The organism is Rhodococcus sp. DT1 (assembly GCF_049844875.1).
Taxonomy (GTDB): Bacteria; Actinomycetota; Actinomycetes; order Mycobacteriales; family Mycobacteriaceae; genus Rhodococcus.
Window position 1 is genome coordinate 131,384 of record NZ_JBNCLW010000007.1, and the last position, 14,340, is coordinate 145,723.

The 14,340-nt window shown below is 69.2% G+C and carries 13 protein-coding genes; 4 read left to right on the forward strand and 9 right to left on the reverse strand.

The features are described 5' to 3' along the window. Nucleotide 1 precedes the first annotated feature (1 nt). From hisB to hisD, 3 genes are read right to left on the reverse strand one after another with little or no spacing between them, the layout of a single operon-like run. On the reverse strand, nucleotides 2-634 hold the full coding sequence (gene hisB / locus ACLQ3J_RS18220; protein WP_169620085.1) for an imidazoleglycerol-phosphate dehydratase HisB: 633 nt from the start codon (nucleotides 632-634) through the stop codon (nucleotides 2-4). Next, nucleotides 631-1,764 carry a histidinol-phosphate transaminase gene (locus tag ACLQ3J_RS18225; protein WP_378527414.1) on the reverse strand — a complete coding sequence of 378 codons (1,134 nt, stop codon included), beginning with the start codon at nucleotides 1,762-1,764 and terminating at the stop codon, nucleotides 631-633. Before ACLQ3J_RS18225 ends, hisB begins: the two co-directional genes overlap by 4 nt. Next, nucleotides 1,761-3,083, reverse strand: coding sequence for a histidinol dehydrogenase (gene hisD, locus ACLQ3J_RS18230; RefSeq protein WP_169652938.1), 1,323 nt, complete (start codon nucleotides 3,081-3,083; stop codon nucleotides 1,761-1,763). The genes ACLQ3J_RS18225 and hisD overlap by 4 nt, the downstream gene beginning before the upstream one ends. A gap of 181 nt (nucleotides 3,084-3,264) precedes the next feature. Between hisD and ACLQ3J_RS18235 the strand changes: the two genes are divergently transcribed. Continuing rightward, nucleotides 3,265-4,500, forward strand: coding sequence for a family 1 glycosylhydrolase (locus ACLQ3J_RS18235; protein ID WP_296549754.1), 1,236 nt, complete (start codon nucleotides 3,265-3,267; stop codon nucleotides 4,498-4,500). A 4-nt stretch (nucleotides 4,501-4,504) separates the two neighbouring features. On the opposite strand, the gene ACLQ3J_RS18240 is transcribed toward ACLQ3J_RS18235, so the two are convergent. Both ACLQ3J_RS18240 and ACLQ3J_RS18245 read right to left on the reverse strand, forming a co-directional pair. Then, nucleotides 4,505-4,801 (reverse strand): DUF2470 domain-containing protein, encoded by a 297-nt coding sequence (locus tag ACLQ3J_RS18240; protein WP_296549755.1) that lies wholly within the window; start codon nucleotides 4,799-4,801, stop codon nucleotides 4,505-4,507. A 52-nt stretch (nucleotides 4,802-4,853) separates the two neighbouring features. Continuing rightward, complete coding sequence (locus tag ACLQ3J_RS18245) at nucleotides 4,854-6,272, reverse strand: WS/DGAT/MGAT family O-acyltransferase (RefSeq protein ID WP_206036636.1); 1,419 nt, start codon at nucleotides 6,270-6,272, stop codon at nucleotides 4,854-4,856. Nucleotides 6,273-6,519: 247 nt separating this feature from the next. On the opposite strand from ACLQ3J_RS18245, the gene ACLQ3J_RS18250 reads away from it, so the two are divergent. Next, nucleotides 6,520-7,680 carry a lycopene cyclase family protein gene (locus ACLQ3J_RS18250; RefSeq protein WP_425904095.1) on the forward strand — a complete coding sequence of 387 codons (1,161 nt, stop codon included), beginning with the start codon at nucleotides 6,520-6,522 and terminating at the stop codon, nucleotides 7,678-7,680. 3 nt (nucleotides 7,681-7,683) lie between these two features. Here ACLQ3J_RS18250 and nadC read toward each other — a convergent pair whose 3' ends face one another. Genes nadC through nadA form a run of 3 tightly spaced genes read right to left on the reverse strand, consistent with a single transcriptional unit; the run spans nucleotide 7,684 to nucleotide 11,151 of the window. After that, nucleotides 7,684-8,550, reverse strand: coding sequence for a carboxylating nicotinate-nucleotide diphosphorylase (gene nadC / locus ACLQ3J_RS18255; protein WP_169620090.1), 867 nt, complete (start codon nucleotides 8,548-8,550; stop codon nucleotides 7,684-7,686). Nucleotide 8,551: 1 nt separating this feature from the next. After that, the gene (locus ACLQ3J_RS18260; RefSeq protein WP_425904096.1) at nucleotides 8,552-10,123 is read right to left on the reverse strand and encodes an L-aspartate oxidase; all 1,572 of its coding nucleotides are present in this window, start codon (nucleotides 10,121-10,123) and stop codon (nucleotides 8,552-8,554) included. Further along, nucleotides 10,120-11,151 carry a quinolinate synthase NadA gene (nadA, locus tag ACLQ3J_RS18265; RefSeq protein WP_169620092.1) on the reverse strand — a complete coding sequence of 344 codons (1,032 nt, stop codon included), beginning with the start codon at nucleotides 11,149-11,151 and terminating at the stop codon, nucleotides 10,120-10,122. Before nadA ends, ACLQ3J_RS18260 begins: the two co-directional genes overlap by 4 nt. Before the next feature lie 84 nt (nucleotides 11,152-11,235). Between nadA and ACLQ3J_RS18270 the strand changes: the two genes are divergently transcribed. Together ACLQ3J_RS18270 and ACLQ3J_RS18275 are read left to right on the forward strand one after the other, a co-directional pair. After that, nucleotides 11,236-11,946 carry an NUDIX hydrolase gene (locus ACLQ3J_RS18270; protein ID WP_169652942.1) on the forward strand — a complete coding sequence of 237 codons (711 nt, stop codon included), beginning with the start codon at nucleotides 11,236-11,238 and terminating at the stop codon, nucleotides 11,944-11,946. A 77-nt stretch (nucleotides 11,947-12,023) separates the two neighbouring features. Continuing rightward, on the forward strand, nucleotides 12,024-12,971 hold the full coding sequence (locus tag ACLQ3J_RS18275; protein WP_296549763.1) for an aldo/keto reductase: 948 nt from the start codon (nucleotides 12,024-12,026) through the stop codon (nucleotides 12,969-12,971). On the opposite strand, the gene ACLQ3J_RS18280 is transcribed toward ACLQ3J_RS18275, so the two are convergent. Further along, nucleotides 12,882-14,288 (reverse strand): MFS transporter, encoded by a 1,407-nt coding sequence (locus tag ACLQ3J_RS18280; RefSeq protein WP_425904097.1) that lies wholly within the window; start codon nucleotides 14,286-14,288, stop codon nucleotides 12,882-12,884. The two genes, ACLQ3J_RS18275 and ACLQ3J_RS18280, sit on opposite strands and share 90 nt — an antisense overlap. Nucleotides 14,289-14,340 lie beyond the last annotated feature (52 nt).

Consider the following 14,340-nt stretch of genomic DNA (forward strand, 5'->3'; position numbering starts at 1 on the left):
GTCAGAGCGTTCCCTTGGTGGACGGCACGCCGGTGACGCGCGGATCGGGTTCGACCGCTTCACGCAGCGCGCGTGCGACTGCCTTGAACTCGGCCTCGGTGATGTGGTGCGGGTCGCGCCCGTACAGCACGCGCACATGCAGTGCGATCCGCGCGTGGAACGCGAACGATTCGAAGACGTGCTTGTTGATCACGGTGGCGTAGGGCACGCCCGGGTAGCCACCGATCACCGAGTGCACCAGGTAATCCGGTTCGCCGGTGTGGACGAAGTACGGACGTCCCGACACGTCGACCGACGCGTGGGCGAGCGTTTCGTCCATCGGGATGAACGAGTCGCCGAAGCGCCGGATGCCGCGCTTGTCGCCGATGGCCTGGTGGAACGCCTGCCCGAGAACGATCGCGGTGTCTTCGACGGTGTGGTGCGCGTCGATCTCGACATCACCCTTCGCATGCACGGTGAGGTCGAAGCTGCCGTGCTGGCCGAGCGCCGTGAGCATGTGGTCGTAGAACGGGATGCCCGTGGAGATGTCGGTGCGGCCGGTGCCGTCGAGGTTCAACTCGACGGTGATGGACGATTCCCGCGTAGTGCGCTCGACCCGGGCGGTGCGATCGTTCGTGGTGATGGGGTCGCTCATCGGGTTGCCTCGATTTCCGTAGCGGCGAGTTTCTCACTGACCCGCAGCAACTCGTCGTTCTCGTGTGCCAGGCCGATCGTGGTGCGCAGATATCCGGGGATGCCGACGTCCCGGATCAGGACACCTTCGTCGAGGTAATGCTGCCAGGTGGTGGCCGAATCGGCGAAACGGCCGAAGAGGATGAAGTTGGCGTCGGACGGGATGACGTCGTATCCGAATCCGGCGAGTTCGGCTGCGACGCGGTCGCGCTCGGCGGACAGTTCCGCGACGGAGCCGAGGGTGTCGTCGGCGTGACGCAGTGCGGCGCGCGCTGCGGCCTGGGTGATCACCGACAGGTGGTACGGCAACCGGACCAGCAGCAGCGCGTCGATCATCGCGGGCGCGGCGGCGAGATAACCGAGACGGCCACCGGCGAAAGCGAATGCCTTGCTCATGGTGCGCGAGACGACGACCTTGGCCGGATACTCGTCGATCAGGGCGACTGCGCTGGGCGCGCTCGAGAACTCCGCGTACGCCTCGTCGACGATCACGATGCCGGGAGCGGCGTCGAGGATCTCGCGGATCCCGTCGAGCGGGACGCTGTGCCCGGTCGGGTTGTTGGGGCTGGTGACGAACACCACGTCGGGACGCCGGTCGCGGATGGCAGCGACCGAGGACTCGATATCGAGAGTGAAGTCGGAGCGGCGGTACGCAGGCACCCACTCGGTCTGGGTGCCGTCCGCGATGATCGGGTGCATCGAGTACGACGGCACGAATCCCATCGCGGAGCGGCCCGGTCCACCGAACGCCTGCGAGAGCTGCTGCAGGACCTCGTTGGACCCGTTTGCAGCCCAGAGGTTTTCGACGCCGAGCGTGACACCGGTCTGCCGCGTGAGATACGCGGCGAGGTCGGCGCGCAACGCGACGGCGTCCCGATCCGGGTACCGGTGCAGCTGTGTCGCGGCCTCGCGGACCGACTCGGCGACGTCGTCGACGAGGGCCTGCGTGGGCGGGTGCGGGTTCTCGTTGGTGTTGAGCTGCACGGGCACCGACAGCTGCGGTGCGCCGTACGGCGACTTGCCGCGCAGGTTCTCGCGAAGCGGCAGGTCCTCGAGCGTGATGCGCGAGCCGGGAATCGACGTGCCTGTCACCGGAGTGCCTCGAATCGCAGTCGCACTGCTTCGCCGTGTGCGGGCAGATCCTCGGCGTTCGCGAGGGTGATCACGTGACCGGCCACGTCTTTCAGTGCGGCTTCGGAGTATTCGACGACGTGGATGCCGCGCAGGAAGGTCTGCACACTCAGTCCGGACTGGTGCCGCGCGCAACCCGCCGTAGGCAGGACGTGATTCGAGCCGGCGCAGTAGTCGCCGAGGGAGACCGGCGCCCACGGGCCGACGAAGATCGCTCCCGCCGCGCGGACCCGCGCGGCGACAGCGGACGCGTTCTCCGTCTGGATCTCGAGGTGCTCGGCCGCGTAGGCGTTGACCACTGCCAGGCCCTGATCGATGTCGTCGACCAGCACGATGCCCGACTGGCTTCCGGACAGTGCGGTGGCGACCCGTTCGCGGTGCTTGGTCAGCTCGAGTTGCGCGGCGAGCGCGGCATCGACGGCGTCGGCGAGCTCGGGGCTGGTGGTCACCAGGACGGAGGCGGCCATGACGTCGTGCTCGGCCTGGCTGACCAGATCGGCGGCGACGTGCACGGCGTCGGCTGTGTGGTCGGCGAGGATCGCGATCTCGGTGGGGCCGGCTTCGGCGTCGATGCCGACCACCGAGCGGCACAGCCGTTTGGCGGCCGTGACGTAGATGTTGCCGGGGCCGGTGATCATGTCGACCGGGGCGAGTTCGCCGCCGTCGGTGTCGGTGCCGCCGTAGGACAGCAGGGCCACGCCCTGCGCGCCGCCGACCGCCCACACCTCGTCGACGCCGAGCAGCGCGGCAGCAGCGAGGATGGTCGGGTGCGGGAGACCGCCGAAGTTCTTCTGCGGCGGCGAGGCGATGACGAGGGACTCGACTTCCGCGGCCTGCGCGGGCACGACGTTCATCACCACCGACGAGGGGTACACGGCGTTGCCGCCTGGCACGTACAGGCCGACACGGTCGACCGGCACCCAGCGTTCGGTGACGGTGCCGCCGGGGACGACCTCGGTGACGGTGTCGGTGCGACGCTGCTCGGCGTGGACCTTGCGGGTCCGTTCGATGGCGACCTCGAGTGCGGCGCGCACAGCGGGGTCGAGTTCGGCGAGCGCGCGGTCGAGTTCGGCCTGCGGAACGCGCACCGAGGCGGGGCGCACGCCGTCGAACTTCTCGCAGTAGTCGAGGGCGGCGTCGGCGCCGCGCTCGCGGATGTCGTCGACGACGGGACGGACCTGATGGAGCACCGCGTCCACGTCCACTCCGCCGCGGGGCAGCGCGCCCCTCAGCTCCGCGGTGGTGGGTGTACGACCACGCAGGTCGGTGCGGGCAAGCATGAGGTGTCCTCTCTCGCAGAACAGGGATCGACCCCCATTATCCGCGATGAACCGGAGTGGTCTGTCATCCACTCCCCGTAGTGGGCGTTGTGTGCCCTCGTCGACCATAGACCGACGGCACGCCCGGCGAATCGGTCTCGAAGTGCCGCGGGTGCGTCGCAGGCCCTCTACCGTGCGATACATGGCTGCCGCGTGGCGTGCTCGGATGTCCGTCGCACCCGCTCGCGCGGCACTGCGCGTGGTGCTCGTCACTGTCGTGGCGCTGACGGCGGCCGTGTCGGGCGGCCCTGCCCACGCCGACACCGGCGCCTTTCTGTGGGGCGTGTCGAGTTCCGGTTTCCAGTCCGAGGGGTCGAGCCCGGACAGCAACTGGTCGCGGTACGCAGCGAGTGGTCGCCACGAGCCGGTGGGTACTGCCGTGGACTTCCGGCATCGCTACCGCGAGGACATCGCGCGCGCCGCCGACCTGGGCGTCGGGGTGTACCGCCTCTCGGTGGAGTGGGCCCGCATCCAGCCGGAACCGGAGCGGTGGGACGACACCGAACTCGCCTACTACGACGACGTGATCGCGACGATCCGCGGGCACGGCATGACTCCGATGATCACGCTCGACCACTGGGTGTACCCGGGCTGGATCGCCGACCGGGGCGGCTGGGCCCACCCGGGGACAGTCGACGCGTGGCTCGCCCACGCGGACACGGTGGCGGCACGCTACGCCGGACACGGCGCGCTGTGGGTCACAATCAACGAGCCCAGCGTCTACGTGTGGCACGAGGTGTCCAACGGTGCCCTCTCCCCCGGTGACGCACCGATGATGTTCGACCGTCTCGTGGACGCGCACCGCGGGGCCTACGAGACGATCCACCGGTACGACCCCCGGGCGCAGGTCACCTCGAACGCCGCCTATGTTCCCGGTGCGGCGCCCTACCTCGACACCTGGTTCCTCGATCGCGTCCGCGACCATCTCGACTTCGTCGGCGTCGACTACTACTACGGGGTGGCCCCCGGCAATCTCACCGCGATTCGTGCGGCCACCGGGGAGCCGGCTTCGGTGACCCCGCACCCGCCCGGGATGTACGACGCACTGATGGATTACACCCGGCGCTTTCCCGGGATGCCTCTGTATGTCGTCGAAAACGGAATGGCGACCGCGGACGGCGCTCCCCGCCCGGACGGCTGGACCAGATCGCGGCACCTGCGCGAGCACGTGGACCAGATGATGCGTGCGGTCGACGACGGCGCGCCGGTGTTCGGGTACAACTACTGGTCGATCACCGACAACTACGAATGGGGTTCGTACGAGCCGCGTTTCGGCTTGTATTCGGTCGACGTCCGGACCGATCCCGCACTCCTCCGGCGGCCCACCGAGGGGGTGGAGACCTACCGGACGATCATCGCGGAGACCCGTGCCGGGTAGCGGATCAGTGCCGTGCGGGATCGACGCCGAGTCGCGCACACGCCGCCTGGTAGAGCGCGACCACCGCGGTACGCAAACCGGAACGGTCCGTGACCGGCTCGAGCCACGGAATCCGGACGGTCTGTTCCTGGCCGTCGATCACGATCACCCACACGCCCGCCTCGCTGCTCACGCCGGTCATCCGGGTGTGCGCCGCGCGCGGTTCGGCGAACGCCCGCACGATGAGCAGACTGTCGTCGGCGTGGTCGTCGTTCATATGAGCGGTTACCGCCGCCACCACATCGGGTTCGAATTCGGTCACGGGCGTGGAGCCTAGCCAACGACCCGCCGCCGTGGGTCTCACCGGCTGGGTCTCACCGGGCCTCGTCGACCGCACCCACGGTCACGACGGCTTCGAGTGCGAGGAGTTCCGCGTCGAGATGGTCGAGCAGACAGTGCAGATCCGGCACGGTGCGCCCACATGCCGTGAGCCCGAAGGCGATCTCGTCGTCGGTGCTCGTGCACGTGATGTTGAGAGCCTGACCGTCCACCGGAACCGACAGGGGATACAACGCGTCGACGCGCGCGCCGTTCCAGTACAACGGCTCCTCCGGCCCGGGAACGTTGGAGACGATCACGTTGAACGGCGTCCACGGCACTGCCCGGTTGCCGGTCAGTACACCGACCGCGACGGGGGCGACACCGACTGCGCTTGTCGCGAGACGGCCCACCTTGCTCATTCCGCGCATCGCACGTTTGCCCTCGGTCATCGAGTTCCGTACCCGCTCGAGCCGGTGCGCCGGATCGGCGTGCCGGGTGCCGAGATCGCACATCAGGACGGCGATGTCGTTGCCGGACTCTTTGCTGCGCAACGAGACCGGGACCATCGCCACAAGGGACCGGTCGGGAAGCGCGTCGCGTTCGAGGAGGTAGGTCCGCAGCGCTCCGGAGGACAGCGCGAGCACCACGTCGTTGATCGTGCTGTCGGTGAGCTTCGCCACCAGCCGGAGACGCTCGAGCGGCCACGACCGGGCGGCGAACCGTCGCGAACCCGAGATCTGCTCGTTGAACATGGTGTGCGGTGCACCGAGCGACAGCGGACCCCCGCGGTCGTGGAGGGCACGATCGACCGTACCGACCAGCGCCGGAACCAGGGAGGCTGCACCGGAGGCGACCGTCAGCGCCTCCGACACCGCACCTCGGACGGCGCGCACGGCGTGGCCGGGGAAGCCGATGGCCGCGGCCACCGTCGAGCGTGCGGGCGGTGCCCCGTCGGTCGCTGCCCACGGCGCGGGCATCCCGACCTCGCTCGGATCGGTGCCGAGCGCGCGTCGCAGCAACCGCATGGCGCCGATCCCGTCGGCCAAGGAGTGGTGGATCTTGACGTAGAGCGCGTACCGGCCGTCGGACAGGCCCTCGATGAGGTGCATCTCCCACAGCGGCCGCGTGCGATCGAGCAACGAGGCATGCAGCCGGGAGACCAGGTCCCACAAGACCTCGGTGTTTCCCGGCGCGGGCAGGGCGTTGAACCGCACGTGATACTCGATGTCGAATCTCGGATCTTCTTCCCACGCCCACTGTCCCAGGGTCGTCACCGACCGAACGGGCCGCTTGCGCCACAGTGGTGCTGCCGGAGCGTCGCGGCGCAGCGCCTCGTCGAACCTTTCGCGCAGTTCGGTGGCATCGGAATTCTCCGGCGGTTGCAGGAGCAGCAGGCCGCCGACGTGCATCGGATGGTCGGGCGATTCGCCGAGCAGGAACATCGAATCGGTCGGTGCCATGGGTAGCCGCATCGTCAATCTCTCCGCCCCCGCTGACGAGAACTGTTCTCCGCGCGGGGCCGCCCCACCCCGCGATCCGACATCACTGGTACTCAGATGAACAGTTGTACCCCAGATCGATCGGCCCCGACCTCGGAACGACGCAGTTCCGGGACACGCCGAAGATCGCCCCGTAGGCAAATTGCCCGTAGGCAAATAGCACTGCACCGGAAGTTCCGGTGCCGCAGAATGGGCGCCAGTCGCGACGAACGGAGATCTCGTGAGTCTTCGAACCTGGACCGGGCCGCTTCACGGCGGCATCGTCATTCTCGGCGGTGGCCTGAGCGGGCTCTCGCTCGCCGCGCATCTCGCGGCGACACGTGCTCGGCCGGGCCCGGTTCTGGTGGTCGACGACGCCGCCCGCGACATCACCGCCGCCTCGTGGGCGTCGTGGACGCGGCGTACCGCGCTGCTCGACTCGGCGGCCACCGAGATGTTCGACCGGATGCGTGTATATGCGGGCGGGCACGACCGGACCCTGGCGCTCGGGCACTATCGCTACCGCGTGGTGCACGGTGCCGCGCTGGTGGCGGCGGTTCGCCGCCTCACCGATCCGGTGCCGGACGTGGGATCGGTGACCGGGCACGTCGTCGACGTCGACGATGCCGACCGGCCACTGGTGACACTCGACGACGGGCGAGAACTACGCCCCGACTGGGTGTTCGACGCGCGCGGTCCCGCCGCTACGACCGCCGGAGAAGACGCCGCCCTGGATTTCCTCGGCGTGCGCGTGCGCGCCGAAGCGCCGCTCTTCGACCCCCACGTTCCGGTGCTGTTCGACTTCCGCACCGATCAGGCCGAGCGGGCGTCCTTCGTGTACGTGCTTCCGAGCGATGCCCATCACGCGCTCGTCGAGCACACCTGTTTCGTGGCGCCGGGAACCCCTGATGTAGCCCCAGAGGTGCATCTCGCGGCGCTGCGCGTCTATCTGACGCAGGTCCTCGGCGTACCGGAGAACGCCTACGAGCTCGGACGCTCCGAGCACGCGCGTCTGCCTCTCGTCGCGCAGATCGCCGAACGCAGCGAAGGACGTATCCTCCGGATCGGGGCCGCCGCCGGGATGATGAAGGCGAGCAGCGGTTACGCCTACGAACGCATCCAACGGGACTGCGAGGCGATCGCGCGGTCGTTCGAGCAGCACGGACATCCGTACGACCTGCCCAAGCGCCCCGGACGGTTCGCCCGCTACGACCGCGCGTTGCTCACCGCCGTTACCGAACACCCCGGTTTCCTCGAGGAGATGTTCGCGGCGTTGTTCTCGCGCCCGTCGGCCGAACCCGTCCTGCGGTTCCTCGACGAGGATTCGTCGTTGCGCGACGAAGCCGGGTTGTTCGCATCCCTCCCCGCGGGGCCGCTGATCCGGGCGATGACCGGGCGATGACGCCTACATGTCGAGGCCGAGGTCGAGCACCGTCACCGAATGGGTGAGGGCACCGACCGCGAGGAAGTCCACTCCGGTGCGGGCGTACTCCGCGGCGACCTCGAGCGACAGGCCTCCCGACGACTCGAGCCGGGTCTGCGGGGCGTGGGTGTTGCGCCGTTGCACCGCGATCTGTGTCTGCCACAGCGGAAAGTTGTCCAGGAGGATCAGTTCGACGTTCTCGGCGAGCACCTCGTCGAACTGCTCGAGGGTGTCGACCTCGACCTCGCACGGGACGCCGGGTGCGTGCGCACGAACCGCACGCAGCGCGGCGAGCACCGACCCTGCGGCCGCGACGTGGTTGTCCTTGATGAGAGCCTCGTCGCCGAGACCCATGCGGTGGTTGACACCGCCGCCGACGCGCACCGCGTACTTCTGCAGTGCGCGGAGGCCGGGCAGCGTCTTGCGGCTGTCGCGGATCTTCGCCTCGGTGCCCTGCACCGCGTCGACCCAATGCGACGTGGCGGTCGCGATACCCGACAGGTGGCAGAGAATGTTGAGCATCGTCCGTTCGGCGGTGAGCAACCCGCGGGTCGGGGCGTCGACGGTGAGCACGGCCTCCCCCGGCACGACGCGGTGGCCGTCATCGGCGCGGTCGACCACCCGGTAGTGATCCGGTCCGATCACCTGGTCGAGGACGAGAAGTCCGACATCGAGTCCGGCGACGGTCCCGGCCTGCCGGGCGACGACCGACGCGGTGGTGGTCGCGTCTGCGGGCACGGTGGCGTCCGAGGTGATGTCGGGTCCGTAGCGCAGGTCCTCGTCGAGGGCGCGCACGACCAGCGCGCGCGTCTCCTCGAGATCGAGGCCGGCGGGCAGGGCGGTGGCCATATCAGTTCGCTCCTGTCAGTTGCGGGGTGGTGACGACGGTGTCGCCAGCGAGGCCGAGACGCATTTCGAGGCTGTGTGCCTGGCCGGGATGGGGCTCGGGGTGGTCGCTTCGGGTATGACAGCCGCGTGACTCGGTGCGCCGCTCCGCCGCGGCGACGAGTGCCCGCGCCGTGACGGTGAGCGCGGCGTCTTCGAGCAGCGGCAGGTCGATGCACGTGCTGTTCGGGGCCGCGCCGAGCGTGGCCGACGCCGCCGCGAGTCCGTCCGCATCCCGGACGACCGACGCGTGCCGTGTCATCAACCGTTGCAGGACGTCCCGGTCGAGTCGGGGCAGGACGGGCGGCAACGCGTCGGTCGCTTCGACCCGCAGACCGGTGCGTTCCACAGCGGCGGCGATGCCGGCGCGTTCGCCGAGCACCAGCCCTTCCAGCAGGCTGTTGGACGCGAGACGGTTCGCCCCGTGCAGCCCGGTGCGGGCGACTTCCCCGGCCGCGTACAGCCCCGGAATCCGGGTGCGCCCGTGGATGTCGGTGACGACACCGCCACACGAGTAGTGCGCGGCCGGGGCGACCGGCAGCAGGTCGTGGGCAGGATCGAGCCCCGCGTCGGCGCACAGAGCCGTGATGGTCGGGAACCGCGTCGCAAAACCGTCGAGGTGGCGTGCATCGAGGAAGACGTGATCCTCACCGAGATCGGCGAGGCGCCTCGCGATCGCGCGGGAGACCACGTCACGAGGTGCCAGGTCGCCGAGCGGATGGACACCGCCGGTGACCGATTCGCCCCGCGAATCGACGAGGCGAGCGCCCTCGCCGCGGACCGCCTCGCTGATGAGCGGTCGCCGTCCCATGCCACCGGCGGCGAACAGCACCGTGGGGTGGAACTGGACGAACTCGAGATCGGCGATCCCCGCACCTGCCGCGAAGGCGAGCGCGATGCCGTCGGCCGTCGCCCCGGGCGGGTTGGTACTGCACGCATAGAGCTGTCCCAGCCCGCCGGTGGCGAGCAGCACCGCGGGAGCGTGGACGACACCGGCGCCGTGCTCGTCGAACACCAGTACGCCGGTCACGCCGGCGTCGTCGGTGAGGATCCGTGCTGCGGCGGCACCGAACAGCACGGGCAGGCCCGCGGCACCGAGCGCACGCTGGATTTCGGCGCCGGTCGCGTCGCCGCCGGCGTGGATGATGCGGCGGATGCTGTGCCCGCCTTCCCGGGTGCGGGCGACGTCGCCGTCCCGGCCGGTGTCGAACACCGCGCCGAGGTCGCGCAGTGCGGCGACCGCGTCGGGACCCGCCGACACGATCGATCGCACGGCGTCGTCGTCGCACAGCCCACCACCGGCGGCGACGGTGTCGGCGACGTGCGCGTCGACGGTGTCACCCTGCGGCGCGACCACGGCGATACCGCCCTGCGCGTACTGGGTGGAGGTGTCGGTGGGCCCACCCTTGCTCACGGTGAGCACCCGCATCCCGCGCCGGGACGCGGCCCGCGCGGCGGTGAGGCCGGCGACCCCACCGCCGATCACGACGAGGTCGGTGTGGTCTTCCCACACCACCGCGCTCGTGCGGGTCGTCACTCGCCGCCACCCGGGTTTCCGATGGCGATCATTCGCTGCACCGACAGGCGGGCACGCTCGGCGACGTCGGGCGCGACGTGCACCTCGTCCTTGCCTTCCTGGAGGCACCGCAGCAGAGCGGCAGGGGTGATCATCTTCATGTACGGGCAGGAGGCGCGATCGTTGACGGCCTGGAAGTCGATGCCCGGCGCGGCCTTACGGAGTTGGTGCAGCATCCCGACCTCGGTGGCGACGAGAACCTGCTTCGCGCCGGTTTCACGGGCGGCGTCGATCATGCCGCCGGTCGACAGGATCTTGACCTTGTCGTCGGGGACGAATCCCTCTCCCGCGAGGTAGAGCGCCGACGTCGCGCAACCGCACTCGGGGTGAACGAAGAGGTCGGCGTCGGGATGTGCCTTGGCCTTGGCGGTGAGTTCGTCACCGTTGATCCCCGCGTGTACGTGGCACTCACCGGCCCAGATGTGGATGTTCTCGCGCCCGGTGACGCGCTTGACGTGCGCGCCGAGGAACTGGTCGGGCAGGAACAGCACTTCGCGGTCCGGGTCGATCGACGCGACCACGTCGACCGCGTTGGACGACGTGCAGCAGATGTCGGTCAGGCCTTTGACCTCGGCGGTCGTGTTGACGTAGGAGACGACCACCGCGTCGGGGTGTTCGGCCTTCCACTCGCGGAGCTGGTCGGCGTTGATGGAGTCGGCCAGCGAGCAACCCGCGCGTTCGTCGGGGATCAGGACGGTCTTGTCCGGGCTGAGGATCTTCGCGGTCTCCGCCATGAAGTGGACGCCGCAGAAGACGATGGTGCCTTCTTCGGCCTCCGCCGCGATGCGCGAGAGGGCGAGAGAGTCGCCGACGTGGTCTGCGACGTCCTGGATCGCGGGCAGCTGATAGTTGTGCGCCAGCACCGTCGCGTTGCGCGCTCGGGCGAGCCGGCGGACCTCGTCGGCCCATTCCGGTGTTGCCTCGATGCCCGTGTAACCACCGGGGCCGTCGACGATGGCGGCGGCTCCCGCCCACTCGGTCGTGGTCATGGCCTTGCTCCTTCGGGAAGGGGATTCCGGGCGGGCTGCGCTCGGATTTCCGCTTTCAGGGGTTTTCGACTTAGAATCGAAAACATGCCACATAGTAACACTCGTCACGAAGTGCTCATCGTGGTGTTCCAGGTTCGCACCTTCCCGCCCTCGTCACGGAACCCGGGCGGCGACCCCGAACTCGGGGTCCTGCTGTGGCAACGCGCCCTCGATCCCGAAGCCGGAACGTGGTCGCTGCCGGGAGGCACGCTCCGCGACGACGAGGACCTCACCTCGTCCGCGCGTCGCCAACTGGCCGAGAAGGTGGATGTGCGCGAGGTCGCCCATCTCGAGCAGTTGTCGGTGTACTCCGATCCCCACCGGGTGCCCGGCGAACGCACCATCGCGTCGACGTATCTGGGCCTGGTGCCGATCACGTCCGACCCGCAACTACCGGCGGACACGTCGTGGCATCCCGTCTCGCAACTGCCCGCGATGTCGTTCGATCACGGACGGATGGTCGGCAACGCGAGAACCCGCCTCGCGGCGAAGCTCTCCTACACCAACATTGCGTACGGACTCGCGCCCGCAGAGTTCTCGATGTCGACATTGCGCGACATCTACTGTGCCGCACTGGGATACCAGGTGGATGCGACGAACCTGCAGCGCGTACTGGCGCGGCGCCGCGTGCTCACGGCGACCGGAAACACCGCACCGCCCGGCCCCGCCGGTGGCCGCCCGCCCGCGCTGTACCGGTTCACGGAATCGCGGCTGCGCGTGACCGACGAATTCGCCGCGTTGCGTCCGCCCAGCTGACGACCCGATCGAACACGGGTACGGCGAAGTGTGGTTAGGGTGCGCACGTACTCGACATCGGCCTACCCAGGAGCATCGTGACCACGATCGGCAATTCCCGGCTCGACATCTTCCCTCTCGCCCTCGGCGGCAACACCTTCGGCTGGACAGCCGACGAAACCGCATCCTTCGAGATCCTCGACGCGTTTCGCGCCGCGGGAGGCAACCTCATCGATACCGCGGACTCCTACTCCGCCTTCGCGCCCGGCAACTCGGGTGGCGAATCCGAGACGATCCTCGGCAACTGGGCGGCAGCGCGCGGCAATCGCGACGAGGTGATGATCGCAACCAAGGTCGGGCACCATCCCGAACACCCCGGCCTCGCCCCCGCGAACGTCCGCGCCGCCGCCGACGCCTCCCTGAAGCGGTTGCAGTCCGACCACATCGACTTGTACTACGCGCATTCCGACGACCCCGACACGCCGCTCGCCGAGACGGTGGCCGCGTTCGACGAACTCGTCCGCGACGGCAAGGTGCGCTACGTGGGCCTGTCCAACTTCTCCCCCGCCCGGGTCTCCGAATGGCTCGAGATCGCGGACGCGCACGGGTTCGACGCTCCCGTATCGCTGCAACCGCACTACAACCTCGTCCACCGGGCGGAGTACGAGACCGGCTACGCCCCCATCGCTCTCGAGCACAACCTGGGTGTGCTGCCGTACTACTCCCTCGCCTCGGGGTTCCTGACCGGCAAATACCGGTCGCAGGACGACTTCACCGGCCGGGTCCGCGAGCGGATGGCCTCGCGCTACCTCACCGATGCCGGCCTCGCCGTGGTCGACGCACTCGGTGAGATCGCGACCGCCCACGCGGTCGAGATCTCCACGGTCGCGCTGGCCTGGCTGCTCACCCGCCCCGGTGTCGTCGCCCCGCTCGCCAGTGTCAGCGGGATCGAGCAGCTACCGGCACTGCTCGACGCCACACGTCTCACGCTCACCGACCTCGAACGCGACCGCCTCACCGCGCTGTCGAACGCTGTCGGGGCGTAGGGAATCCGGCACCGGGGTGGTGGTGGACGCGGTGCCCACCACCACCTCGTCGGCTACCGCGGAGTTCGGGGTGGACGTATCTCCCTCGGTCGGCTCGCCGACCCGCCCGAGAAGCAGCAGGCCTATCGTGCCGACGGCTGTCACGGCCATCGCGACCGGCGCCAACGCACCAGTACCCGAACCGGCCACCAGGCTTCCGAGTGCAGCCCCCGCGGCGACGCCGAGGTTGAGGAGCGTGATCACCACCGCTCCCGCGAGGGAACGGAACTGCGCGGACGCGAGCCGGACGACGCGGACTTGGAATACGGGTGGAAGCAACCCGATGGCAGTCCCCCACACCACGATCGCGGTCACGAACACCGCGGGCGTCGTGGGTGCGATCGTCACCAGGGCGAACGCGGCGAGCATCGCCAGGGCAACCGCGGGCAGGGTCGCTCTCGGCCAGCGATCCGAGAGCCAGGCCGACAGCACCAAACCGACCGCCCCGGCCGCGCCGAACAGTGCCAGGAACCACGCGAGCCCAGTGGGTTCGTACTGCGCGACATCGGTGACCACCAGCGAGACGTAGGTGAAGACCACGAAGTGTCCGACCAGCACGAGCGCCCCGGCCACTGCGGTCCCGACGGAGGGGATCGCACTGCGATCCCATCGCGCCGCCGAGGCACGATCGGCTGTTCCCACCGACTCGCCGGTATCGGCGAGGAGCGGCACGAGGGCGACGGCGATGACGGCGAGAACCACCGACGCTCCCGCGAATATCGCACGCCACCCGACCACGTCCGCGAGCGCGGTTCCGAGGGGCAGCCCGACGAAACCGGCGATCGTGGGCCCGGCGAGCACGATGGCCATCGCACGGCCGATGCGCTCGGGTGCCACGATGTCGGCGACATACACGACGATCACCGCCACCAACACACCGTGTCCGGCTGCAGCGATCACTCGCCCGAGCAAAGCCGTCTCGAAGGTCGGCGCGAATGCCGTGGCCGCCCCCGCCGCCGCGACCACACCGAGGGCTGCGGGGATCAGCCGCGCCCGGCGGGCCTTTCTGGTGATCCGGACGAGTGGGATACCGGTGACCACGATCGTGAGTGCCCACGCCGTGACCAACATTCCCACCACGGCCGGATCGACCCCCAGACCGCGCCCGATCTGCGGGAGAAGCCCCGAAGGAAGCATCTCCATCGTCACCGTTGCGAATGCCGCGCAGGCCAATGCGAGCAACTTCGGCCACGGCAGTGCGGCAGCGTTCGGTTGGATCCCCGCGGTGGATTCGTTCGTCGTGCTTTCGGATGTGTTCGATCCGTCGATGTCGGTCATGGCCCGACGCTAAACTTTGACATCAGTGTCAAGGTCAAGCCCGAAATCGAGG